Origin of the sequence: Nannocystis exedens, assembly GCF_002343915.1 — a bacterium.
Taxonomy (GTDB): Bacteria; Myxococcota_A; Polyangia; order Nannocystales; family Nannocystaceae; genus Nannocystis; species Nannocystis exedens.
The window spans coordinates 6,232,109-6,256,183 of the sequence record NZ_NETK01000001.1; the positions used below are offsets into that span (position 1 = coordinate 6,232,109).

At 73.3% G+C, this 24,075-nt stretch carries 16 protein-coding genes; 6 read left to right on the plus strand and 10 right to left on the minus strand.

Annotation, left to right across the window (positions count from 1 at the left end; all coding sequences use genetic code 11):
* Positions 1 to 124: 124 nt before the first annotated feature.
* Positions 125 to 946, plus strand: a complete 822-nt coding sequence (locus NAEX_RS24535; RefSeq protein WP_096329910.1) for an NmrA family NAD(P)-binding protein — start codon at positions 125 to 127, stop codon at positions 944 to 946.
* A 60-nt stretch (positions 947 to 1,006) separates the two neighbouring features.
* On the opposite strand, the gene NAEX_RS24540 is transcribed toward NAEX_RS24535, so the two are convergent.
* The 3 genes from NAEX_RS24540 to NAEX_RS24550 form a co-directional block, all read right to left on the minus strand.
* Positions 1,007 to 1,519 carry an RICIN domain-containing protein gene (locus tag NAEX_RS24540; protein ID WP_170135975.1) on the minus strand — a complete coding sequence of 171 codons (513 nt, stop codon included), beginning with the start codon at positions 1,517 to 1,519 and terminating at the stop codon, positions 1,007 to 1,009.
* 104 nt (positions 1,520 to 1,623) lie between these two features.
* Positions 1,624 to 4,071: a tetratricopeptide repeat protein gene (locus tag NAEX_RS24545; protein ID WP_100792974.1), complete on the minus strand. Its 2,448-nt coding sequence runs from the start codon at positions 4,069 to 4,071 to the stop codon at positions 1,624 to 1,626.
* A gap of 736 nt (positions 4,072 to 4,807) precedes the next feature.
* Positions 4,808 to 6,967, minus strand: a complete 2,160-nt coding sequence (locus NAEX_RS24550) for a bifunctional alpha,alpha-trehalose-phosphate synthase (UDP-forming)/trehalose-phosphatase (RefSeq protein WP_096329913.1) — start codon at positions 6,965 to 6,967, stop codon at positions 4,808 to 4,810.
* Here NAEX_RS24550 and NAEX_RS24555 point away from each other — a divergent pair.
* Genes NAEX_RS24555 through NAEX_RS24565 form a run of 3 tightly spaced genes read left to right on the plus strand, consistent with a single transcriptional unit; the run spans position 6,966 to position 12,099 of the window.
* Positions 6,966 to 9,017 carry an alpha-1,4-glucan--maltose-1-phosphate maltosyltransferase gene (locus NAEX_RS24555; RefSeq protein ID WP_096329914.1) on the plus strand — a complete coding sequence of 684 codons (2,052 nt, stop codon included), beginning with the start codon at positions 6,966 to 6,968 and terminating at the stop codon, positions 9,015 to 9,017. The two genes, NAEX_RS24550 and NAEX_RS24555, sit on opposite strands and share 2 nt — an antisense overlap.
* Positions 9,014 to 10,681, plus strand: coding sequence for a maltose alpha-D-glucosyltransferase (gene treS, locus NAEX_RS24560; RefSeq protein WP_096329915.1), 1,668 nt, complete (start codon positions 9,014 to 9,016; stop codon positions 10,679 to 10,681). Before NAEX_RS24555 ends, treS begins: the two co-directional genes overlap by 4 nt.
* Entirely contained in the window at positions 10,678 to 12,099 is a 1,422-nt protein-coding gene (locus tag NAEX_RS24565; RefSeq protein ID WP_096329916.1) for a phosphotransferase, read from the plus strand. The genes treS and NAEX_RS24565 overlap by 4 nt, the downstream gene beginning before the upstream one ends.
* A 103-nt stretch (positions 12,100 to 12,202) precedes the next feature.
* Here NAEX_RS24565 and NAEX_RS50640 read toward each other — a convergent pair whose 3' ends face one another.
* The 3 genes from NAEX_RS50640 to NAEX_RS24575 form a co-directional block, all read right to left on the minus strand.
* Positions 12,203 to 12,364: a hypothetical protein gene (locus NAEX_RS50640; RefSeq protein ID WP_170135976.1), complete on the minus strand. Its 162-nt coding sequence runs from the start codon at positions 12,362 to 12,364 to the stop codon at positions 12,203 to 12,205.
* Positions 12,351 to 13,511 (minus strand): PepSY-associated TM helix domain-containing protein, encoded by a 1,161-nt coding sequence (locus NAEX_RS24570; RefSeq protein WP_096329917.1) that lies wholly within the window; start codon positions 13,509 to 13,511, stop codon positions 12,351 to 12,353. The genes NAEX_RS50640 and NAEX_RS24570 overlap by 14 nt, the downstream gene beginning before the upstream one ends.
* Positions 13,512 to 13,904: 393 nt before the next feature.
* A complete protein-coding gene (locus NAEX_RS24575; protein ID WP_143140582.1) occupies positions 13,905 to 15,659 on the minus strand; it encodes a hypothetical protein in 1,755 nt (584 codons plus the stop codon).
* 244 nt (positions 15,660 to 15,903) lie between these two features.
* Between NAEX_RS24575 and NAEX_RS24580 the strand changes: the two genes are divergently transcribed.
* Positions 15,904 to 16,278, plus strand: a complete 375-nt coding sequence (locus tag NAEX_RS24580) for a hypothetical protein (RefSeq protein WP_096329919.1) — start codon at positions 15,904 to 15,906, stop codon at positions 16,276 to 16,278.
* A 354-nt stretch (positions 16,279 to 16,632) separates the two neighbouring features.
* Positions 16,633 to 17,073, plus strand: a complete 441-nt coding sequence (locus tag NAEX_RS24585; RefSeq protein WP_096329920.1) for a hypothetical protein — start codon at positions 16,633 to 16,635, stop codon at positions 17,071 to 17,073.
* 434 nt (positions 17,074 to 17,507) lie between these two features.
* Here the strand turns inward: NAEX_RS24585 and NAEX_RS24590 are convergent, their stop codons facing one another.
* The 4 genes from NAEX_RS24590 to NAEX_RS24605 are packed head-to-tail and all read right to left on the minus strand — an operon-like array spanning position 17,508 to position 23,888.
* A complete protein-coding gene (locus NAEX_RS24590; RefSeq protein WP_096329921.1) occupies positions 17,508 to 18,404 on the minus strand; it encodes a CHASE3 domain-containing protein in 897 nt (298 codons plus the stop codon).
* Positions 18,401 to 19,120: a response regulator gene (locus NAEX_RS24595; RefSeq protein ID WP_096329922.1), complete on the minus strand. Its 720-nt coding sequence runs from the start codon at positions 19,118 to 19,120 to the stop codon at positions 18,401 to 18,403. Before NAEX_RS24595 ends, NAEX_RS24590 begins: the two co-directional genes overlap by 4 nt.
* Complete coding sequence (locus NAEX_RS24600; RefSeq protein ID WP_170135977.1) at positions 19,117 to 21,861, minus strand: sensor histidine kinase; 2,745 nt, start codon at positions 21,859 to 21,861, stop codon at positions 19,117 to 19,119. The genes NAEX_RS24595 and NAEX_RS24600 overlap by 4 nt, the downstream gene beginning before the upstream one ends.
* Positions 21,858 to 23,888, minus strand: coding sequence for an HAD-IC family P-type ATPase (locus tag NAEX_RS24605; protein ID WP_096329924.1), 2,031 nt, complete (start codon positions 23,886 to 23,888; stop codon positions 21,858 to 21,860). Before NAEX_RS24605 ends, NAEX_RS24600 begins: the two co-directional genes overlap by 4 nt.
* Positions 23,889 to 24,075: the final 187 nt, after the last annotated feature.

The window sequence follows — 24,075 nt, forward strand, 5'->3', positions numbered from 1 at the left end:
ACTGTTTGCGGTGGACGGAGTTTAGCGATAAAAACTCCGTACGTCGAACGACGAGGAGCCTCGCGGCCGTCATCGTACCCGATGCGGCCGTGCGCGGGCCCGGCGTTCACGCTCGGAGGGATCCATGCTCGTCGTCGTGACCGGCGCGACCGGGAAGGTCGGCCGTCCTCTGGTGGAGGCGCTGCTGGCGGCAGGCCACCGCGTCCGCGCGCTGACCCGCGACCCACGGCGGGCCCGGCTGCCGGCGGGGGTGGAGGTGGTCGGTGGGGACCTCGGCGCGAGCGAGAGCTTGCGTGAGGTGTTCGCCGGGGCGGAGGCGGTCCACCTGATCACGTTCCACGGCGACGACTTCGCGCCGCTGACGAACGGCGAGGAGATCGCCGCGCTCCTGCGGGAGGCCGGGGTGCGGCGGGTGACGGTGCTCAAGGGCGACGTGAGCCGCAGCCCGCTCGAGGAGGCGATCGTCGCCAGCGGGCTCGAGTGGACCCTCCTGGCGCCGGTCGAGTTCATGGCGAACACGCTCGAGTGGGCCGAGGCGATCAGGAAGGATGGAGTGGTCCGCGAAGGGTTCGCGGCGATGAAGAGCGCGCTCGTTCACGAGGCCGACATCGCGGCGGTGGCGGCGACGGCGTTGACGAGCGAGGGGCACGCGGGGCACGAGTATTTGATCACGGGGCCCGAGGCGCTCACGCCGGCCGAGCGGGTGCAGATCTTGGGAGAAGTGCTCGGCCGGCCGCTGGAGTTCGTCGAGCTGAGCGACGAAGAGGTGATCGCGGGCTGGCGCGCGGCCGGCTTCGGCGACGGCGACATCGCGTTCTTTTTCAAGATGCGCACGGCGCCGCCGGCGGCCGGGTACACGGCGCTGCCGACGGTCGAGCAGGTGACGGGGCGGCCGGCGCGGGCGTTCGCGCAGTGGGTGCGCGAGCACGCAGGGGCGTTCGCGTAGAGTTTTTGGACATGTCGTTTGGGGCATGTCCCGAAGGCGCGCGCAGGGCAGCGGGCGCCGCTACTCGGCGGCGAGGTCGTCGGGCCCGAGGTCCTCGGGGAGGGCGGGGGCGGACACGCCGTCGAGGTAGAAGCGCTGGTTGTCGCCGCCGTGGCAGCGGAACTGGTGTAGCCGGGCCCCGTTGTCGAGCCCCGCCCCGGCGATGTCGAGGCACTTGCCGCTGTGCCGGGCGATGATCAGGTAGCTGCCGTCGCTCAGCCGGGCGATCATGAACTGCTGATGCGCGCCGCCGTGGCAGGGATACTGGCCGACCTCGACGCTGTCCGCCATGCTGGCGCCGTCGACATCGAGGCATTGGCCGCTGTGCCTGGCGACGATGGTGTAGACGCCGGCGCTGATTTGATGGAGAGCGAACAGCTGATTGGGACCATTGTGCCGGGTGTACTGACTCACCCGAGCGCCGGGGGCCGAGCTCGCGCCCTCGATGTCCAGGACCTTGCCGCTGTGTTTGGCCTGGATCGTCGTATCGGCGAGGGCGACGGCGGGGCCCAACGCCAACAGCGCGGCTGCCATGGACGCGAGCGTACTGGACCTGGGCATGCCGACCTCCGCGCCGACTGTGGATCACGACATCGAGGCCGCAATGCGCATTGCGATCAATTCGAATGCTCCTCGCCTCACTCGCCGAGGTGGCGGCGGTGGAACTCGCGCATGCGCTGGCGGCCGGGCTCGCGGGTCTCGAGCTCGAGGGCGCGGGCGAGGGCCTCGCGGGCGGTCTTGCGGTCGCCGGCGCGGGCGGCCACGTGGGCGCGCAGCTCGAGGGCGCGGACGTTGTCGGGGTCGAGCTCGAGGGCCTTGTTGATCGCGCGGGTGGCGGCCTTGGGGCTGTCGCCGGCGTCGAACAGGGCGCGGGCGTGGAGGCGCCAGGCGTCGCCGTGGAACGGGAGGGCCTCGGTGAGGTCGCGGGTCATGCCGAGGGCGAGCTTGTGCTGCTCGGTGCGGAGAAAAATGTCGGTGGCGAACTCGACGGCGGCCAGCAGCTCGACGGTGGGGCGCTGCTCGCCCAGCATGCGGTGGAAGCCGGCGCGGGTGTGCAGGGCGGCCTGCTTGCGCTTGCGCTGCTTCATCGCGATCTCGCCCCAGGCGATGAACAGGCGGCCGGTGGCGACCTCCTGCCGGCCGGGCTCGGCGGCGTAGAAGCCCTGGCGGACCAGGGTCTCGGCCGCCTCGAGGTCGCGCTGGGCGACCAGCACGCGGGCGGCGAGGATCCGCGCCTCGATGTCCCACGGGCGCTTGCGCAGCAGCTTGTCGAGCTCGTTGCCCGAGCGCGCGAGGCCTGTCCCTCGGGCCAGGGCCAGGCGGGCGCGGGCGCGGGTCATGGCGTCGGCGTCGGCCCCGAGGGTCGCGGCGGCGGCCAGCCAGTCGTCGGCCTCGGCCGGGACCGGGGCGCCCTGCTCGTCGGCCCGCGCCAGCGCGAGCTCGAGCAGGGCCAGCGGGGTGGTCGGGTCGATGCCTGGCTCTTTGGACAGCTCGCGCAGCATCGCCTCGGCGCGCGCGCCCTCGCCGAGGTCGGCGAGGTAGCGGGCCAGGGCCTCGCGGTAGCGCGGCAGGCGGAGCCCGGCGGCGGCCGCTTGCTCGTACCAGGCGAGGGCGTTGCGCTCGGCCTCGGGGACCTTGAGCCGGCGCCGCTGCCACACGTCGCCGAGCAGCAGCATGGCCTCGGCCGGGCGCGGCTCCTTCTCGACGGCCCGGGTCAGCGCGCGCTGGGCCTGGCGGAGGTCCTTCGAGTCTGCCCCGAGAGACAGGTAGGCCTCGCCGAGGCCGGTGTAGGCGCGCGGGGCGTAGTGCTCGGCGGCGGTGATGCCCTCGAGCTTGCGCACCGCGGTCGCGCCCTCGCCGGTGTGCACGGCCACGCGCGCGCGGGCGACCTCGATCTCCACGCGACCGGGGAGCAGCCGGTCGGCCCGCTCGAGCCACGGCTCGGCCTCGGCGAACCGCCGCTGCTCGACCAGCGCGAGGCCCTGCAGGTACGCGACCCGCGGGTGGTCCTGCGGACAGGCGGACAGCGCGGTGAGGCTGGCCATGACGTCGCCCTCGGCCAGCAGCGACCAGGCGCGCACGATCGAGGCCTCGGGCTCGGGCACGCCGAGCTGGGCCAGCAGCTCGCGCGCGCGCTCGGCGTCACCTGCCTCGAGGGACAGCTCGAGCGCGAGCCGGCGGGCGTGCGCGTCCCACGGGGCCAGCGCCGGCCAGGCCGCGGCGGCGCGCCCGAGGCCGGCCGCGGGCTCGCCGGCGTGGACGTGGACCAACGCCCGCGCGAGCGCGGCGTGGGCCAGGTCGCGCGGACCGAGAGCCGCCGGGTCGAGCGCGAGCAGCTGGTCGGCGAGGTCGGCCACGCCGCTGAGCTCGCGCCGCAGCAGCGCGTGCAGCAGCGCCTCGTCGGCGGCCAGCCCGAGGTGGGCGAGGCCGGCCGTGCGCGCGCGGGCGAGGGTCTGCAGCGCGGCGCCGAAGTCACCTGTCTCGAAGTGCAGCCACACGAGCGCCCGCCGCGGGGCGATCGCCGCCGGCTGCGCGGCGAGGGTGGCCTCGATCTCGGCGATCGCGGCCGCGAGCTCGCCCCGGCCCGCGAGCGCCAGCGTGCCCTGCAGCCAGGCCCGGCCGGGGCGTGACAGCGAGGTGGTGGGCAGGGCGACGGCGGCCGCGGCGGCGTCGAGGTCGCCGTCGGCGAGGGCGAGCAGGCCCTCGGCGAGCGCCAGGTCGCTGCACTGCGGCCGCTCGGGCTCGGCGCGGGCGATCGCCGCGCGCGCGCCCTCGCGGTCGTCGTCGTACTCGGCGGCCGCCTGGGCCCGCACCAGCGCCTCGGCGGTGCGGCGACAGGGTGTCCGATCGGACATGTTCGCAAAACCATCCGCGGCGGCGTGCAAGTCGGTGAGGCCGCCGCGGGCGATGAGGACCTGGGCGGCGTCGAGGCTGGCGGCCTGGCCGCGGTCGACGTACCAGCGCGCGCCGACGCCGAGCCCGATGGCGAACAGGATCACCAGCAGCCAGGGGATCCGCGGCGGCGGAGGCGGCGGCTGCTGCAACAATCGCGGGCGCGCTGGCGCGGGGAGGTCGCGCGGGTTCACGAGCGAGCGGGGTTTTAGCGCACCCGCCGAGCGAGCGCGAGCGTCGCAGACGCGGAGCTCCTTGCGCTGGCATTTTCATCCGCGAAAGGTCGGCCGCGCAGCGACGATCGCGGGCGGGTCGTGCTCGCCGTGGTCGCGGCCGACGAGGTGGCCCCGATCGAGCTGGACGACCTCGACCGTGCGCCGCAGGGATCGCCGCCGCCATGGGTCGGTCACCGCGGAGCGGGCCAGAACGCGAAACACGTTCCGGCTCGCTCCCTCGCGGGGAATGGGACGATGACGGCCGCGTCAGCTCGCGCCCGCGGCGACGAAGCGATCGCCGTGCCCGGTGCGACCGGGCCCGCTGCCGGGGGCCAGGCAGGGCGCCGTCGGTGGCGGCGGGACGGCCGCCGTCGATGGGTTCACGGGGATGGCACGGTGCCTCTTCGGCGCGCCGGCCGACGTGCGCCGTCGACCGGGCGAGTGAGTCCTGGCGACAGCCGGGGCTGCTCCGTCGCATGAGCTTCGAGGCGCGAGCCGAAGTCGCGCGGTCTCCCGGGCGCGCCGGGTCGCGGTCCAAGGCGACCGTCATCGCGGTCGAGCTCGCGCATCGCCGGGCCCCGAGGCCGGCGATGCTGTCTTTTAAAAAGACATGACCTGAAGGACTCGTGGCCAGGGGACCCGGCCTGCGGGCCGACGAGCCCGCCGTGAACGCCTGGCACGTCCTGTCCCTCCGAACATGGCCCTCGAGACACGCTCACAGCTGCTCGGCGAGCGCGCGCAGCAGGCCGCGGGCGCCGGCGACGTCGTGGACGCGGTAGCGCGCGGCGGTGGCGCCGGGGCCGACCTTGACGGTGAAGGCGCTCTCGGGGGCGGCGGTGAACATGTCCTCGTCGGTGCGGTCGTCGCCGACGACGATCACCAGGTCGTCGGGGCGGACCACCTCGCGGGCGATGAGGCCCTTGTGGACGCCGCGCGGGCGGACCTCGACGACCTTGTCGCCGAGCAGGACCTCGAGCGGGGTGCCGACCAGCAGCTCGCGCAGGTGCAGCCGCAGCTCGCGGGCCTGGTGGGCGCCCTGCTCGCGCTCGGCCAGGCGGTAGTGCCAGGCCAGGCCCGCCGCCTTGAGCTCGACGTGGCTGCCGGGGGTGTTGGCGGACACGCGCTCGAGCGTCGCCAGCACCTTCTCGCGCAGGTCCTCCGGCACGGCGCCGCGGGCCCGCCACTCGCCGTCGACCCGCGAGTACATGCCGTGCTCGGCGTGCAGGTTGATGCGGAGGCCGCCGAGCCAGCGCTCGACGTCGGGGTACGGCCTGCCCGATAGGACATGCGCCGAGAGACATGTCTTTGTGGACAGCTGTTCGAGCAGCCGCAGCAGCTCGCGGTCGGGGGCGGCGAGCTCGGGGCGGGGGGCGATCGGGACCAGGGTGCCGTCGTAGTCGAGCAGGAGGACGACGCGGCGGCCGGCCGTCGCGGCGGCGCGGGCGGCCTCGGCGACCGCCCCGGCGGCCAGCGGCGGCGCGGGTTCGACCGCGGCGCCGGTCTCGTCGTCGGCCAGCGCGGCCAGGAAGTCCTCGGCCCAGCGGTGGACGTCGAAGCGGAGCACGCGGGCGCGCAGGCCCGCCATGCGGGTGCGCCGCTCGCCCTCCGACATGTCGATCGCCTGCTCGATCGCCTGCGCCATGCCGTCGACGTCGAACGGGTTGACCTGCAGCGCCTCGGGCATCTCTTCGGCGGCCCCGGCGAACTCGCTGAGCACCAGCACGCCGTCGCCGTCGGTCCGCGAGGCGGCGAACTCCTTGGCGACCAGGTTCATGCCGTCGCGCGTGGGCGTGACGAGCATGACGGAGGCGGCGCGGTAGAGCTCGATCAGCTGCTCCTGCGGGAAGCCGCGGTACATGTAGTGGATCGGCGCGTCGGTGAGGGTGGAGCAGCGGCCGTTGATCGCGCCGACCATCTCCTCGACGCGGCGGCGGTAGTCCTGGTAGGCGGTGACCTTCTCGCGCGAGGGCACGGCGATCTGCAGCATCCGCAGCTTGCCGCGCAGGTCGGGCCGGCGCTCCAGCACGCGCTCGACGGCCGACAGGCGGCGGCGGATGCCCTTGGTGTAGTCGAGGCGGTCGACCCCGAGCAGCAGGTGCTCGCCGGGCCGCGGGCGGAACACCTCGTCGCTCGGCGGGACCTTCGCGGTGAAGGTCTCGGTGTCGATGCCCATCGGGAAGGCGCGGAAGCGGACCTTGCGCCCGGCGACGCTGAGCTCGTCGACGATCGGCTCGTGCCCGAGCAGGCGCACCACCGCGGACGCGAAGTTGCGGGCGTACGACGGCGTGTGGAAGCCGATGAGGTCGGCGCCGAGCATGCCCTGAAGGACATCTTCTCGCCAGGGCAGCATGCGGAACACCTCGGAGGCGGGGAACGGGATGTGGAGGAAGAAGCCGATCCGCGCCCCGGGCAGCTGCTCGCGCAGCATGCCGGGCAGCAAGAGGAGCTGGTAGTCGTGCACCCAGATCGTGTCGCCGGGGCGGTACTGCGCGGCGACCGCGGCGGCGAACTTGGCGTTGACGCGGCGGTACATCTCCCAGCCGCCGCTGTGCACGGGGATCCGGTCGAGCAAGTAGTGGAAGACCGGCCACAGCACCCCGTTGGCGAACTCTTCGTAGTACTGGCGGAGCTCGTCGGCGGTCAGCTCGACCGGCAGCGTGCGCAGGGCCTCGAGCTCCTTCATCGCGCCTGCGCGAGCCGCGTCGTCGAGCTTCGACAGGTCGCCGGGCCAGCCGATCCACAGCCCTTGCGAGCGCTCGAAGGGTCCGCGTAGCCCCGTCGAAAGGCCGCCCATACTCGGGGTCACGATCGCCTCGCCCTGCGCGGCGCTCACGGTGACGGGCAAACGGTTGGAGACGACGAGCAGGCGTGACATGGTCCCGAGTTTGCGCTTACATCCCCGGCGGGCAACTCGCCTCCCGACCTCCGCCGTGCCACCGAACGTCGTCCGCTCCCCCTCCCGCACCCCTGAACGGATCATCATCGAGGCCGTGTCGCCGGCCCTCGACGACGGTCGCCACGCGGTCAAGCGCATCGTCGGCGAAGAGCTGGTGGTCGAGGCCGACATCTTCAAGGACGGCCACGACCGCCTCGCGGCGCAGGTGCGCTGGTGCGGCCCCGGAGGCGGGTGGCAGACCACGCCGCTGCGTTACGACTACGACAGCGACCGCTGGTTCGCCCGCATCCTGCTCGACCGCCCCGGCACCTGGGAGTTCACCGTCGAGGCGTGGACCGACCGCTTCACCACCTGGCGGGTCGAGCTCGAGAAGAAGTTCGCCGCGGGTCAGGCGATCCACTCCGAGCTGCTCGAAGGGGCAGCCATGGTGGATGCCGCCGCGCGCGCCGCTGTCGGCGACGACAGGAGCTTGCTCATGCGGCTCGCCGACGAATTGCGCGACCCGGACCGCGGACCGGCCGAGCGAGCGGTCACGGCGCAGAACGCGGAGCTGCGCGCGCTGATGGCGCTGCACCACGCGCCGGACGATCGCACCGAGTACCCGCGGGTGTTTCCGGTCCGGGTCGACCGCGTGCGCGCGCGCTTCGGCAGCTGGTACGAGTTCTTCCCCCGCTCGTGCGGCGAGCCCGGGGTCCACGGCCGCTTCGCCGACGCCGAGCGGGCGCTCTACCGCATCGCCGCGATGGGCTTCGACGTGGTCTACCTGCCGCCGATCCACCCGATCGGCCTGACCTCGCGCAAGGGCAAGAACAACAGCCTCACCGCGCAGCCGGGCGACGTCGGCAGCCCGTGGGCGATCGGCGGCGAGGCCGGGGGCCACACCGCGGTCGCGCCGGAGCTCGGCACGCTGGCCGAGTGGGACCGCTTCGCCCGCACGGCCCGGAGCCTCGGCATCGAGATCGCCCTCGACTACGCGCTGCAGTGCTCGCCCGACCACCCGTGGCTGAAGGAGCACCCCGAGTGGTTCTTCATCCGGCCCGACGGCACCATCAAGTACGCCGAGAACCCGCCGAAGAAGTACCAGGACATCTACCCGCTCAACTTCTGGTGCGACGACCGCGAGGCGCTGTGGCAGGCGTGCAAGGACATCGTGCTGTTCTGGGTCGCGCACGGGGTGACGATCTTCCGCGTCGACAACCCGCACACCAAGGCGCTGGCGTTCTGGGAGTGGCTGATCGCCGAGGTCCAGCAGCAGCACCCCGACGTGCTGTTCCTGGCCGAGGCGTTCACCCGGCCCAAGCGCATGCGCTGGCTGGCCAAGGCCGGCTTCACGCAGTCGTACACCTACTTCACCTGGCGGACGACGGCGGAGGAGCTCAAGGAGTACTTCACCGAGCTGACGCAGGGGCCGATGAAGGAGTACTACCGCGGCAACTTCTTCATCAACACGCCGGACATCCTGCCGGAGCACCTGCAGAAGGGCGGGCGCGCGGCGTTCCGGATCCGCCTGCTCCTGGCGGCCACGCTGGCGCCGACCTACGGCATCTACAGCGGCTACGAGCTCGGCGAGAACACGCCGCTGCGGGCCGGCTCGGAGGAGTACCTCGACTCCGAGAAGTACGAGCTGCGCCACCGCGACTACACGGTCAAGGACAGCCTGGCCGGCGAGATCACCCAGCTCAACCGTCTGCGGCGCGAGCACCCGGCCCTGCAGCGCTACGACAACCTGACGTTTTACCCGTGCGACAACCCGAACATCCTGTTCTACCTCAAGCGCGCGACCGGGCCAGTCGGTGACGTGCTGGTCGCCGTCAACTGCGACTGGTCGCAGGAGCAGGACGGGTGGGTCGAGGTGCCCCTCGCCGTGCTCGGGATCGGCGCCGACGAGCTCTACATGGTCGAGGACCTGGTCACCGGCGCGCGGTACGAGTGGAGAGGCAGCCGGAACTACGTTCGGCTCGATCCTGCGGGTCAACCCGGGCACCTCTTCCGAGTGGTGCGCAATTACATCGACGTCGAGGTCACATGAGCGAAAACGAGCCGCTCTGGTACAAGCACGCCATCATCTACCAGCTCCACGTCAAGTCGTTCCACGACAGCGACGGCGACGGATACGGTGACTTCCCGGGCCTCACCGCCAAGCTCGACTATTTGGCCGAGCTCGGGGTGACGTGCTTGTGGCTCCTGCCGTTCTACCCGTCGCCGCTGAAGGACGACGGCTACGACATCGCCGACTACGAGTCGATCAACCCCCGCTACGGGACGATGGACGACTTCAAGCGCTTCCTCGCCGAGGCGCACCTGCGCGGGCTCAAGGTCATCACCGAGCTCGTCATCAACCACACCTCGGACCAGCACCCGTGGTTCCAGCGGGCGCGGCGGGCGCCCAAGGGCTCGCCGGAGCGCGACCTCTACGTGTGGAGCGACGACCCGACCCGCTACGCCGGGGCGCGCATCATCTTCACCGACACCGAGAACTCGAACTGGGCCTGGGACCCGCTGGCCGGCCAGTTCTACTGGCACCGCTTCTTCAGCCACCAGCCCGACCTCAACTTCGACAACCCGACGGTGCGCAAGCTGGTGCTCGACGTCATGCGCTTCTGGCTGGCGCTCGGCGTCGACGGCCTGCGCCTCGACGCGGTGCCCTACCTGTGCGAGCGCGAGGGCACCAACTGCGAGAACCTGCCGGAGACGCACGCGGTGCTGCGCGAGCTGCGGGCCGCGCTCGACGCCGAGTTCCCCGGGCGGCTGTTCCTCGCCGAGGCCAACCAGTGGCCCGAGGACGTGCTGCCGTACTTCGGCACCGACACCGAGCCGGAGTGCCACATGGCGTTCCACTTCCCGCTGATGCCGCGCATGTACATGGCGCTGCGCCGCGAGGACCGCACCCCGATCATCGAGATCCTCGCGCGCACGCCGGCGATCCCCGACGCCTGCCAGTGGGCCATGTTCCTCCGCAACCACGACGAGCTCACGCTCGAGATGGTGACCGACGAGGAGCGCGACTACATGTACCGCGAGTACGCCAAGGACCCGCGGATGCGCATCAACATCGGCATCCGCCGGCGGCTGGCGCCGCTGATGGACAACGGCCGGCGGCAGATCGAGCTGATGTGCGCGCTGCTGATGGCGATGCCGGGCACGCCGATCATCTACTACGGCGACGAGCTCGGCATGGGCGACAACATCTACCTCGGCGACCGCAACGGGGTGCGCACGCCGATGCAGTGGAGCGCCGACCGCAACGCCGGGTTCTCGCGGGCCGACAGCGCCGCCCTGTTCGCGCCGGTGCTGGTCGACCCGCCCTACAGCTTCTCCGACATCAACGTCGACGCCCAGGAGCGCACCGGCACCTCGCTGCTCCGCTGGATGCGCCGGCTGGTCCGCGTGCGCCGGCGCTTCCAGGCGTTCGGCGGCGGCGCGTTCGAGCCGCTCCACCCGGAGAACCGCGCGGTCCTGGCGTTCTTCCGCCGCCACGGCGACGAGCTCCTGCTGTGCGTCCACAACCTGTCGCGCTTCGCCCAGTTCGCCGAGCTCGACCTCAGCGCGCTCGACGGCTGGATCCCGGTCGAGCTTTGGAGCGACAAGCCGTTCCCCCGCATCGGCCAGCTGCCCTACCTGCTGACGATGTCGCCGCACGCGTTCTACTGGTTCTCGCTGCAAGCGCCCGACCGGCGCCCGGAGGCCCCGTGACCGCCGGCCCCGCGCTCGACCTCGCGGTCCTCGCCGACCTGTCCTCCGAGACATGGCTGGCCTTCCTCGCCGGGCGCCGGTGGTTCCCCGCCGGCGCCCGCGCCGTCAAGCTGGTCGGCGCGGCCAAGGTCGGCGACGACGCGGCCCTGTGCCTGCTCGCCGCCGAGGCCGAGCGGCCGTGGACCACCCAGGTGCTGCTGCGCACACAGCTGCTTGATGGTACAGGTCCGCAAGGACATGCCCCGGAGCGCAGGATCGAAGTGCAGGGCGCCCCGATCGCCCTCGTCGAGGCCAGCGACGCGCCCGAGGTGCTCGTCGCCCTGGCGGCGGCCCTGCGCGCCGGCGCCGGCTTCCCCGGCCAGGGCGCTTGCTGGACCGTGCGCGCCTCGGCGGGCCTGTTCGAGGCGGGCGCGCCGACCGGCGTGCGCCTGATCGGCGGCGAGCAGAGCAACACGGCGGCGGTGCTCGGCGAGGCCGGGGTGTTCAAGCTGTTCCGCCGCATCGAGGCCGGCCGCCACCCGGAGATCGAGATCGGCCGCTTCCTCACCGCCCGCAACTTCCCGTACGCGCCGCCGCTGCTGGCCGAGCTGACGGTCGACACCGGCGAGGGCCCGGCCGCGGCCGGGGTGCTGCACGCGTTCCTGCCCGGGCGCGTCGACGGCTGGACCTACGCGCTGGGCCAGGCCGACATGACCGGGCCGGCCCACGCGCTCGGGGTCGCGACGCGGGCGCTGCACGAGGTGCTGACCACCGACGACGAGGCGAGCGGCATGGCGACCCGCGCGGTGGTGGCCGCCGACCGGGCCCGCTGGGTCGTCGGCCTGCGCCAGACCGCCGCCTCGGCGCTCGGGCGCCTGGCGAACCGCTACCGCGCGCTGCCGCCCGAGGTCCGCGCGCTGGCCGAGGTCGCCGCGTCGCGCAGCGAGGCCCTGCTGGCCGAGGCCGAGGAGCGGCTGCGGACCGCCGCGGGCGTGCAGATCCGGATCCACGGCGACTACCACCTCGGCCAGTGCCTCTACGACCCGGCCGCGGGGAAGTGGTCGATCCTCGACTTCGAGGGCGAGCCGACCCGGCCGCTGGCCGAACGCAGCCTGCGCCAGCTGCCGCAGCGCGACGTCGCCGGCATGCTGCGCTCGTTCGCCTACGCCGGCCTGGTCGGCAAGGGCGGCCGGGCCTGGGAAGAGGCGACGTCGGCCGCGTTCCTGGCCGGCTACGACGCCGCCGCGGCGCCCGGCTCGCCGCTGCCGTCGGCCCAGGCGTCGCCGCTGCTGCGCGCCTGCGTGATCGAGCGCAGCTTCCACGAGCTGGCCTACGAGCTCGACTACCGCCCCGACTTCGCGTGGGTCCCGCTGCAGTCGCTGGTCGCGCTCAGCGAGTCGCTGGCCCAGCCGGCCTGGCCGCGCGCCTCGCAGTTCTGAGGCGGGGCCCGGATGTCCGAGAGGGCATGCCCGCCAGGGCATGCTCCTGGGACCATGTTCGTGAGAGCATGTTTTGATGGACATGCTCCGAGGAGCTCGCGCCTCAGGGCCGCTGGCGTCGCGCCCGACGCCACGCCCACCCGCCGTACGCGAGCGGCACCACGGCGACGGCGAGGCCGGCGACGTCGACGAGACCCTCGCCGAGCAGCATCGCCACCAGGCCGGCGACGGTGAGCAGCCCCAGCCACGGCTCACGGCTCTTCATCGCCGACCTCCTCCGCGGCCCGGCCGGGTCGCAGGCGCTGGGCCCGGCGGCGGTCGAAGAACAGCCACGCGCCGTTGGCGGTGATGAACAGGGTCAGCAGGTTGCAGGCGCTCCACAGCAGCTTGAGCGGCAGGCCGCCGTAGTCGCCGAAGTGCAGCGGCTCGGCCAGGAACATCGCGTGCAGGTAGCCCGGCAGCTCGACGTCGCGGGCGAGCTCGCCGGTCTGGGCGTCGATCATCACCGCGTCGATCGTGCGCGCCTCGAGCCCCTCCGAGCCGCCGAGCAGCACCGCGTAGTGGCGCGGCGTCGTCAGGTCCATGCCGGGGTAGAGGATCGTGCGGACGCCCCAGCCCGGCCGCGCGTGCGCCCGGGCGACCTCGATGACCTGCGGGACCGTCACGGGCGGGCGGCGGACGTCGACCGGCGCGGCGCCCTGGTACTCCTCGCGGATGGCGGCGAGGTCGGTCATCTGCCACACGCCGAGCGCGACGGCGCTGAACCCGAGCAGGAAGCCCGACAGGCTGACGACGACGGCCCAGCCGAGCACGACCGCGCCGACGAAGTTGTGCAGGTCGAGCTGCGCCAGCCGGGCGCCGCGGCCGCGGCGGATGACGCCGTAGGCGATCCGCCGCACGTAGGGCGCGTAGATCACGAGCCCCGACAGCAGCGAGAGGACCACCAGGAGCCCGATCAGCGCGCCCACGAGCCGCCCGACCGGCCCGAGGAACCACTCGGCGTGCAGCTCGAACAGCACGCCGGTGAAGCTGGCCGACGGATCGTCGTCGTCGCCGATCATCCGCCCGCTGGCGAGGTCGAAGTAGGTCAGCCGCGCGCGGTCGAAGCTGGTCTCGTCCGGCGCGGCGACCACCCCGAGCATCACGCCCGGGTGGTTCAGCGGGTCGAGCCCGACGCCGAGCACCCGGTCGTCCGGAAAGGCGCGCTCGAGCGTCGCCAGACAGTCGGCGACCCGCGCCGCGCCCTCGGCGGTGCCGACCGGCACGACCCCCAGCGCGGCGTCGATCTCCTCGCGGAAGATCAAAGCCGTGCCCGTCAAGCACAGCACCAGCAGCGGCAAGGTGGCGAGGAGGCTGGTCCAGCGGTGGAGCCGGAGGTTGAAGCGGAACCAGCGGGAGACGGACGGGGTCACGGGTGATTTTGACTATCAATATCAGAACTGCGGCCGGCGATCAACGGGCCGGCGGGGCCTTTGCCGCCCCGTGGGGCCGTCTGCGGGGCCCACGAGCGGCACGGCGCAGCCGTGCCGGCACCGTGCCCCTGGCCCTGGCGAGCGCTGGGCGGCGCACGCCGCTCGCCTTGCCCGCCGCCGCGCGCCTCGGCGGGCTCGACCTCTCGCGCGCGTGGGGCCGGTGCCGGCTCCCGCGACCACCTGCGGACCCGCATCGCCCACCCCGAGTACCGGGCCGAGGACTCGCAGGATGATGCGCACCAAGGGGAGGGCTTCGAGCCTCGCGAGGCGTCCGATGTCCTCCAGGACATGACCGAATCGACATATCCTGAGAGTCATCGCCGCGATCGCCGCTCACGGGCACAGGCGCAGCAGGTAGGCGCTCCAGCCCTCCGCGGGCGTCAGGACGTCGTCGCCGGCCGAGAAGGTCTGATTGTAGACCCCGCCGAGCCAGACGGCGCCGTCCTCGCCGATCTCGACCACGTCCCCGTAGTGGGAGCCGAGGCCGCCGAAGCCGCGCACCAGCTCGAACGAGCCGTCGGGCGCCTGGCGGGTGACCCAGGCGTCGTAGGCGGCGTTGTCGATCGTGGCGAGCAGATCGCCGTCGAAGCTCATCGGGCCGACGAAGTTGCCGGCCGCCGCGGTCGCGCCGGCGCTGTTGGCGGCGACGTCGCTGGCGAACTGCCAGCTCGTCGGCCCGCTGCCGTGGGCGCTGCTCGTGAGGTGCTCGCCCTCGGGCGAGAGCGTGGCGATCCACCCGTCGTATTCGCCCTGGCTGACGAACAGCGGGCCGCCGAAGCCGATGCTGCCGAAGTACCAGCCGGCGAGGTGGATGCCGCCGGCCGCGTCGAGGTCGACGCCGGTGACGAACGGCTTGCCGCCGTCCGGGACCCCGTCGTTCTGGCGCAGCCACGTGAACTGCCCGTCGGCGTCGAGCTTGAGGACGAAGACGTTGTGATCGTTGAGCGCGGCCTCGAAGCCGTCGCCGAAGTCGACGGGGTCGTTGAACTCGCCGACGAACACGACCTCGTCGGCGGGGCCGACGGCCACGCTGCGCGCCAGCAGACCCGAGGCGGTGTACGTGCGGTGCCACAGGAGATCGCCGGTCGAGCCGATCTTCACCAGATGCACCGATCCCGCCGGACCTGGGACGCCGTCGCCGAAGTCGACGCCGCCGTCGGCCTGGGCCGCCAGGATCACCTCGCCGGCGCTGTCGCTGGCCACGCGCACGCCGTAGTCGATACCTGGGCCGCCGAACGCCTGGCTCCACACGTGATCGCCGGCGGGGGTCAGCCTGGCCACGAAGACGTCGTCGTAGCCGGCGCTGGCGAGGGGGCCGCCGCCGAGATCGATCTGCCCGCGGAAGCTGCCGGTCACCAGGATGTCGCCGTCCGGCGCGAGGGCGATGCCGCGGGCGCGTTGCTCGAATTCGTCGCCGTAGGTGCGGACCCACAGCAGCTCGCCCGCGGGCCCGTACTTGGCGATAAACGCGTCCTCGCCCCCGCTGGCCGGCACGGGGCCGCCGCCGAAGTCGGCCACGTCCCACAACCGTCCGACGACGAGCAGGTTGCCGTCCGGGTCGGCGAGGAGGTCGTCGAACATCGTCGAGCCGGCGTTGGTGAGGATGTTGCGCGTCCACGCGACCCCGTCCGAACAGTCGAGCTCCACGCCGGTGGTGCTCTCGGTGGTGGTGGAATCGGTGGTGGTCGTGGTCGTGCCGACATCGCCGGTGGTGGTGGAATCACCGGTGGTGGTCGTCGTGGTATCGGGGCCGGTGGTGGTGGTCGTATCACCGGTGGTCGTATCGCCGGTGGTGGTCGTATCGCCGGCGGTGGTCGTATCGCCGGTGGTGAGCGGGGGCGGTTCGCTGGTGCTGGTCGGCGGCATGGCGCCGTCGGTCGTCCCGGACTCGCTCGAGGTGCCGCTGGCAGACTCGTCGGGGCTCGTGCTGCCGGTGGGCGCGGGCGGGTCGTCCGTGGTGCCGCCGGTGCCGCTCGTGGAGCCGGTGGAACCGGCGGAGTCGGTGGAATCACCGGAGTCGTCGCCGCAAGCAGCAATTGGTAGGGCGAGGGCGACGGTCAGCGCGGACGAAAGTCGGGTATGGAGCATGGTATGCGTATTGCCGCGAGACACGGCGGCAAGCGTGGAGGAGCAGACGATTCGAGCCTCGAAGCGTATCACCGCGAATCCTCGGAGGGTGGGCGATGTCGCTCTGGGTCCGATCGCTGTCGGAATGCGACGCGGTGCAAAACAGCGACCGAGGCGAATCCGCGGGGTGCTCCGGCCCCGAGCGCCGCGCCCGAGAATCCGCTTGACCCGGCGGTGCGCATGCAGTCTCGTCCAAAAGGCCCCCATGCCCGTCAAGCTGATCGTCGCGCTCGCCCTCCTCGCCCTCGCCACCGCCATGCAGGTCATGCACATCGCCGATGGCAACGGCACGATCCCCGGCTACGTCAACCTCGCGCTCAAGCTGTTCCTCGTGGTCGGCCTCTTGCGCGGCAGCGAGAGCGCGCGGACGCTGGCGCTGGTGGTCGGCGTGCTCAACGTCCTCGTCGGGATCCTGGCCGTCTTCCAGGTCGGCGCGCTCATCACCTACCTGCCGCTGACGTTGCAGCTGCAGCTCGCCGTGCCGCTGGTGTTCGGCGCCTATCTGCTGTGGTGCATGAGCCGGGAGGACGTCAAAACTTGGCTGTACAAGCGCGCCTTCGCCGGGGTCGCCGACGACTGATCGCGCCCGGCCGGGGCGTGGGGGGGGGAGCAGCCGGAGTGCCGACGCGTCCAGCGGCGCCGACAGCCGCGTCTCCCCGATCCTGTACATGGGCCTGCCGCGATATCCGTCGCGACATCGGGCCTTCGGGGCGTCCGCTCCGTGGAGTCGTACCGCCAGCGCGATGCCGCGGCTTCTGCGCACGACCGCTACCGCGGCCAGGCTGACCCGGTCGACCCGTCCGATTTTCGGGAACCCGCCGTCCCCCTGTCGCGGCGCGTGTAGCCTCGCGCTCGCTTCCATGTACAGCACTCTCAGGAGAGAGCCATGCCAACGCGCGCGACAAGAAGGGACAGGCGATCGGACGAGGCGACGATGGAGAAGCGGGCCGACGAGAAGACCGCGGTCGGACCGGGCAAGCGCAAGCAAGCGGCCAACAAGGCGGCCAGCAAGAAGACCAAGGGCAAGCAGGCGGGTACCGGGGGTCCCGGCAAGAAGAGCGCCAAGAAGACGGTCGCCGCGCAGAAGGCCGCGAGTCCGAAGGTCCGCGCGCGAAAGGCCGCCGAGCAGCCTCCGCCGGCCAAGCGCGCCTCGCTGCGGGCCGCCGCGAAGAAGGCCGCGACCGCCAAGGCCAAGCCGGTCAAGAAGGTCGCCCGGGCCCGCGGCAAGTCGCAGGAGCAGGAAATTACCTCGGCCCCGCGGGTGCCTGCGCCCGCTCCGGAGTCGGTGCAGACCGAGAGCCGCGAGCGACGCACGCGCAAGACCGCCGCGAAGAAGACCGGAACGACCCGCCGGCGCCCGTCCGCCCGCGCGTAGCTGCGGTCGAGCCCCCTCGTCGGACGCCTGGCGCTCGACCGCCGGCGCGGGGGCGTGAGCCCGTTCGTCGGCGCGGCCTCGTCGTCCATGCGATGATCTGTCCCGACAGACAGCACGCCCCGGGCGACATGGGATATGTCCGAAGCGCCAGGTGATCCGAGGCGGGCGCGCGCCGGCGCGAGTTCGTCGCAGCGCCTGACCGCGGACCCGCAGCCCGCGGCTCTCGGACCCGGCGCGTGGTCCCGCTGCGGGCCCGGCCGGCTGGAGCCCTGACGTCTCTGCGCTCACCTGCCCCGAAGGCCATCCAACATGACCGAAGAGTCATGCTGCCCGCAGGTGCGCCTGCGCCGGCTCGAGCGCCTCGCGCACCGCCCGGCCGGCCTCGCCGGCTCTCGCGCTCACCTGCCCCGAAGGACAGCCGACCCGCCCGCAGGTCACCCGGCCCGCAGGTGCGCCCGCGCCAGCTCGAGCTCGTCGCGCATCGCCCGGAAGCGGGCCTGCAGCTCGCGGCTCTGGGCCGTGACCTCGGCGGCCAGGGCTTCGGCCGACTGCCGGGCCGCGCGCTCGTTGGCCTCGCTGTGGCGGCGCAGCGCCAGCGCCTTGGCGTAGATGCCCTCCATGCGGCGGATCGATCGCCGCAGCACCGACGCGGTGAGGCCGATCAGCGCCAGCGCGATGGCCACCCCGACGACCGTGGCGCCGAGCGACCAGCCGCCGGCGGCCTCGCCGTCGCGCAGCCGCTGGTCCTCGGCGTCGACGAGCTGGCGCACCAGCTGGCGGACCGCGTCGAGCTGGGCCTCGCGCGCGGCCAGCTGCAGCCGCGACGCCTCGCCGGGCCGCACCAGCGGCGCGCCCGACCGCGTGGCGGTCGGCGCCAGCCCGGTGGCCCCGGCCCAGCGCCCGTAGGCGGCCGCCAGCGCGGCGGCGCGGCCCGACTGCTCGGGGTCGTCGGCGGTCAGCTCGGCCAGCCGGCGCAACGCCGGCGGGACCATGACCTGTCCCAAGTGCAAGGGCGGAAGGAACATGTCCTCATGGTCGATCACGTAGCCGCGCAGCGCGGCCTCCTGGTCGATCACGAGCCGCTGGACGCGGTTGGCCTCGGCGATGACGGTGCGGGCGCGGGCGGCCTCGGCCCCGTCCTCGGCGGCGGCGACGGCCCTGAAGGCGAGCAGGCCGCACAGCAGCAGCATCACCGCGATCGGCAGACCCAGCGCCTTGAGCATCAATCGCCGCAGGCGGGGCACCGGCAGCTCGTCGGCCACGGCGGGCAGCGCCTGCGTCGTGTCGAACAGCGAGGCGTGCAGGTCGCGCCCGGCCCGGCGGTCGGTCATGAGGCGCCTCCGGCGATGTCGTCCTCGGAGCGCAGGCGATAGCCCACGCCCGGCTCGGTGGTCAGGTAGCGCGGGCGGGCCGGGTCGCCCTCGAGCTTCTGCCGCAGCTGGGCCATGTAGACGCGGAGGTAGTGCGTCTGGCTGACCGCCTGCGGGCCCCAGACTTCCTTGAGCAGCTGCTTGTGGGTCACGACCTTGCCGGCGTACTTGAGCAGGGTGGTCAGCAGCTTGTACTCGTGCGGCGTCAGGTGGACCGGCTTGCCCGCGCGGGTGACGAGGCGGCGCGCCAGGTCGACCGTGACCTCGCCGAGCGACACGATCGGCTCCTCCGTCGGCGTGCGCTCGGCGACCCGCCGCAGCGCCACCCGGATCCGCGCCAGCAGCTCGCTGGTGCCGAACGGCTTGGTGAGGTAGTCGTCGGCGCCGGCGTCGAGCGCCTGCACCTTGTCGCGCTCCTGCCCGCGCGCCGACAGCACGATGATCGGCACCCGCGTCCACTCGCGCAGCCGCGAGGTGACGTCGAGCCCGTCGCCGTCCGGCAAGCCGAGGTCGAGGAGGACGATGTCGGGGTTGTGCTCGGTCGCCCGCTGCAGCCCCTCGGCCGCCGTCTCGGCCTCGACCAGGCGGTAGTTCTGGGCGACCAGCGCCGCCCGCAGGAACCGCCGCAACGGCGCTTCGTCCTCGACGATGAGTACCAATGGCCCCTGTTCGCTCATGTCGTCGTCTCCGCCTCCAGACCCGACGCCTGGTGGAGCAGGATCTTCGCCGTGTTGTGTAGCACGCCCTGGGGGCCGCTCATCGACGCGAGCGAGGTGTCAGGGCCGGGTTCCGGCGGGGGGGCGCCGATGGGCAGGCTGATCCGGAACACCGCGCCGCCGCCGGCGCGGTTCTCGGCCGTGATCTCGCCGCCGTGGGCCGCGGCGATCGCCCGGCAGATCGCCAGGCCGAGCCCGAAGCCCTGGGTGTTGGCCTTGCTGCCGCGCACGAACTTCTCGAAGATCGTCTCCTCCTCGCCGGCCGGCAGCCCCGGCCCGCGGTCGGCGACCTCGATCACCACCCGCCCGGCCTGCACCCGCGCCACCACCCGCACGGGGCTGCCCGCGGGCGTGTGCTTGCACGCGTTCTCGAGCAGGTTGAGGATGAGCTGCTCGAACAGCACCTCGTCGAGCGGCAACAGCGGCAGCTCCGGCGGCAGCGTGACCTGCACCTCGCGCCCCGCCAGCCGGCGGTCGAGGCGCGACAGGGCCGAGCCGATCGGGTCCTCGAGCGAGACCCAGTCGGTCCGCAGGGCCACCGCGCCGGCCTCGAGCCGGGTCATGTCGAGCAGGTTGCCGACCAGCCGCCCGAGCCGCTCGGCCTCCTCGTAGATCGTCTGCAGCAGGTCGCGCCGGGTCTCCGGGGCGATCGCGTCGCCGCTGTCCATCATCGCGCTGGCGGCCCCGGTGATCGACGCCAGCGGCGTGCGCAGGTCGTGGCTGACGGACGACAGCAGCGAGCCCCGCAGCTCCTCCTCGCGCGCCCGGACCTCGGCGATCTGGGCCTCCTCGGCCAGCCGAACCCGCTGCAGCGCGAGCGCCACCGGGCCGGTCATGGCGTCGAGCAGCTGGCGCTCGGCCGGGCTGGCCAGCTTGTCGGGGTCGTCGGGGGCGACGCCGAGGACCCCGATCGTGCGCCCCGCCGCCGTCAGCGGCAGGTACAGCGCCTGCGCGGCCTTCAGCGTCTCGGTCCCGCGCCCGGCCGGCCCGTGCTCGAACGCCCAGCGCGCCACGCCCTCCTCGCGCGCGTCGGTGGTCAGCTCGACGTCGGTCCCGGCCACCGGCGCCAGCTCGCCGTCGTGCCCGGGCAGGAGGATGACTGTCCGCGCGGACATGGTCTTTTTGACATGTCGAATCGCGCACTCGGCGATGTCGACCTCGCTGCGCAATTGCGACAGCTCGCGGCTCAGCAGGTACAGCGCGGTCAGCCGCCGCTCGTCGATGCGGGCCGCCTCGGCCTGGCGCCGGCTGAGCTCGGTCAGGCCCGAGACCCACAGCGCCAGCAGCAGCATGCCGAGGTAGATCGCCGCCCGCTGCAGGTCGTCGATGTGGTTCACGTCGGGGTCGAGCCGCAGGGACGTCTCGACCGCGAGGATGCTGAGCAGCGCCGCCCCGAGCGCCGGCCCGCGGCCGAGGCGCGAGCCGACCAGCGAGATGCCGACGAGCAGCAGCACGATCACGTAGAACAGCGGCAGGTGCACGAGCCGCGTCGCGGCGATGCCGGCGACCGTCAGCGCCGCCCAGAAGTAGGCGGCGATGCGGAGCGGCGAGCGCAGCGCGGGCACCGGCGAGACCTCGTGCGGGGCGACGTCGCCGGCGATCACGTGGACGTCGAGGTCGCCCGAGCCGCGCACGAGGGCGTCGACCAGCGAGCCGCGCAGCAGGTCGCGCCAGCGGTGCTGCATCGGCTTGCCGATGATAAGGCGGGTCGCGCCGCGGGCGCGGGCGAAGCCGAGGATCTCGCGGTCGATGCGGGCGCCGCTGATGTGGACGACCTCGGCCCCGAGCTGCTCGGCCAGCCGCAGCGTCTCGCCGACCTGGGCCCGCACCGACTCGCCGGCCAGCGCCAGCCGCGGCGTCTCGACGTACAGCGCCAGCCACTCGGCGCGCAGCCCGGTGGCCATGCGGAAGGCCGCGCGGATCAGCCGCGGCCCCAGCGGGCTCGGGTCGACGCACACCAGGATCCGCTCCGACGTCGGCCCGGCGCCGAGCCGCGGCGCGCTGCGGTAGATCAGGTTCTCGCGACCTGCCCGCTGGGACATGCGCCGCAGCGCCAGCTCGCGCAGCGCCAGCAGGCTGTTCTTGCGGTACATCGCCGCCGCCGCGCGGGCGTCCTGCTCGGGGATGTAGACCTTGCCGTCCTGCAGGCGCGCCAGCACCTCCTTGGCCGGCGGGTCGATGAACTCGACGTGGTCGGCGCGCTCGAACATCGCGTCGGGCACCGGGTCGCGGACCCGCATCGAGGTGATCTGCTGGACCACGTCGTGCTGGCTCTCGAGCTGCTGCACGCACAGCGTCGTCATCACGTCGACGCCGGCCGCCAGCAGGTCGACGACGTCGTGCCAGCGCTGGCTGTGGCGCGAGCCGGCCGCGTTGACGTGCCCGAGGTCGTCGACGATCACGAGGCTCGGCCGGCGCACCAGCGCCGCGTCGAGGTGAAACTCCTCGATCAGCTTGCCGCGGACCTCGACGGTGCGCGGCGGCAGGCGCTCGAGCCCGACCAGCAGCTCGGCGACCTCCGGCCGCCCGTGGGTGTCGACCGCGCCGACCACCACGTCGACGCCCTGCCGCCGCAGGCGCTGGGCCGCCTCGAGCATGGCGTAGGTCTTGCCGACCCCGGGCGCCGCCCCGAAGTACAGCGTCAGCCGCCCGCGCCGCGAGTCGGAGACGCTCCTTTCCTCGATGGGGTGGATCAGGCTCATAGGTCTGGCGCGAACGCGGCGAACAGCAACAGATCGAGCAACTTGACGGCCGCCAGAGTTACCACGACGCCGACCACCGCGGCGCCCAGGCGGCTGCGCGCGGGGCCTCGCCAGCGCAGCGCCAGCGGCGCCACGCAGGCCAGGGTGAGCGTGTGGACGACGAGGCCGGCGAGCACCGCGCTGCGCGGCGAGTGCAGCGCCAGCGGGTCGAGCAGCGACAGTCCCTCGGAACATGTCGCAAAGGACATGCGATCGGCGCCGCGGACCAGCGCCTCGGAGATCACGAGCGGGACCAGCACGAGCGCCAGCGCGAGGTCGCTGGCGAGGCACCAGGCGGCGAGCATGCGGCCGACGGCGCGCTGCTGCCGGCCGAGCTCGACGGCCTCGACCAGCTTGGTCGGGTCGCCGTCGAGGTCGACCAGGCCGCCGGCCTCGCGCGCCGCCAGCGGCCCGGCGTTGATCGCCACCGCGACGTCGGCCTGGGCCATCGCCGGGCCGTCGTGGTTGCCGTCGCCGACCATCGCCACCCGCTTGCCCGCGGCCTGGTGGCGGCGGATGAGCGCCAGCTTGCCCTCCGGCGTCGCCTCGGCGAGGAAGTCGTCGACGCCCGCCTCGGCCGCCAGCGCCGCCGCGGCCGCCGGCGTGTCCGCCGTCGACACCACCGTGAACACCCCGCAGCGCCGCAGCCGCGCCAGCGCCTCGCGCACGCGGCAGCGCAGCTGCACCACCCCGAGGATGCGCGGCCCGTCGGCGACGCCGATCGCCACGCCGCCCTCGCCGGCGACCGCCTGCACCGCCGCGCGGAACTCGTCCGGCGGCTCGACGCTGCTGTGCTCGCGCACGAACTGGCGGATCGCGTCGGCGTCGCCCTTGCGCAGGTGCCGGCCCGGCAGGTCGACGCCGGTCAGCCGCCCCGGCCCCGAGCCGGGCAAAAACCGCGCGTGCTGCAGCCCCGCCGGCACCAGGCCGTAGCGGCGCTCGGTCAGCGCGACGATGCTGCGGCCCTCGGGTGTCTCATCGGCCAGGCTGGCGAGGAACGCCGCGCCCGCGAGCTCCTCGACCGCGACCCCGGGCATCGGGATCAGCTCGTCGGCCTCGCAGTTGCCGCGGTTCGCCACGCTCGCGCGCTCGAGCAGGAGCACGTCGACCTGGCCGAGCGCGCGCACCACCGCGGCGGCGCCGGTCACCACGTTGTGCTTCAGCAGCCGGCGGAAGCTCGCGACGTCGAGCGCCGCCTGCAGGCCGGCGAAGCTCGCCGGCACCGCGCAGGCCAGCAGCGCCAGCAGGTCGACCAGCGGCGCCGGATCGCCGGACATCGCCAGCGCCGCCCACGGCTGCAGCGCCGCGCCCGCCGCGAGGCCCACCGCCGTCAGCGCCAGCAGCAATACGCCGAGGCCGTGCGGCTCCTGGCGCGCGACCAGGCGGGCCCGCTCGGCCAGCGCCAACAGTCGCTGGCGGAAGTCCTCGCCGGGGTTGCTCCAAACGTCGACGATCAGCCAGCCGGTGAGGACCGCCGAGCCGGCCACCAGCGCGCGGCGGTCGGCCCCGCTCTCGCGCACCAGCGGCACCGAGCGCCCGCTCAGGGTGCTGCGAATCACCGCGCTGCCGGCGACCACCACCCCGTCGGCGGGGATGTTGTCGCCCGCGGGCACGAGCACCAGATCGCCGCGGCGCAGGCGCGACGCCGGAATCACCTCGGCCTGCGCGTCGCGCCGCAGCTCTCGCAGGCGACGCGCCATCAGGTCGCCCTCGTGTTGCAGGCGAATCGTGAGGGTGTTCGCCCCCATTCGTACGAGCACGCCGGCGAGCGCGAGCACCAGCACCATCAGCCAGATCGACACCGCCGTCGCCACCGAGAAGCCGTCGGGGCGGAGGATCGCCAGCACCGTCGCCAGCGCGGCCGCGAGCGCCACTCCGAGCAGCAGCGGTCGGCGCACGGCGAGGCGCGGGTCGAGCTCGCGCAAGGCGTCGACCATCGCCTGGCGGACGAAGGGACGGCGCGCGGGAGAATGGTTGCGGGTGGTCACGGGTCCTCGGACACGACGCCCATCGCCGGACGCGAGCGACGGCGCAGTTCAGGAATACGCGAAGTCGTCCGATCTTGCCGCAGGCTCGGGGGACGGGGCCAGGGGGGTCCACACCCGCCCGGAGCCGGCGAGCCGCCCCGCATATGCGGCGGCGCGCCGGCCGTGGCGCGCGTGGATGCGAGTGGAT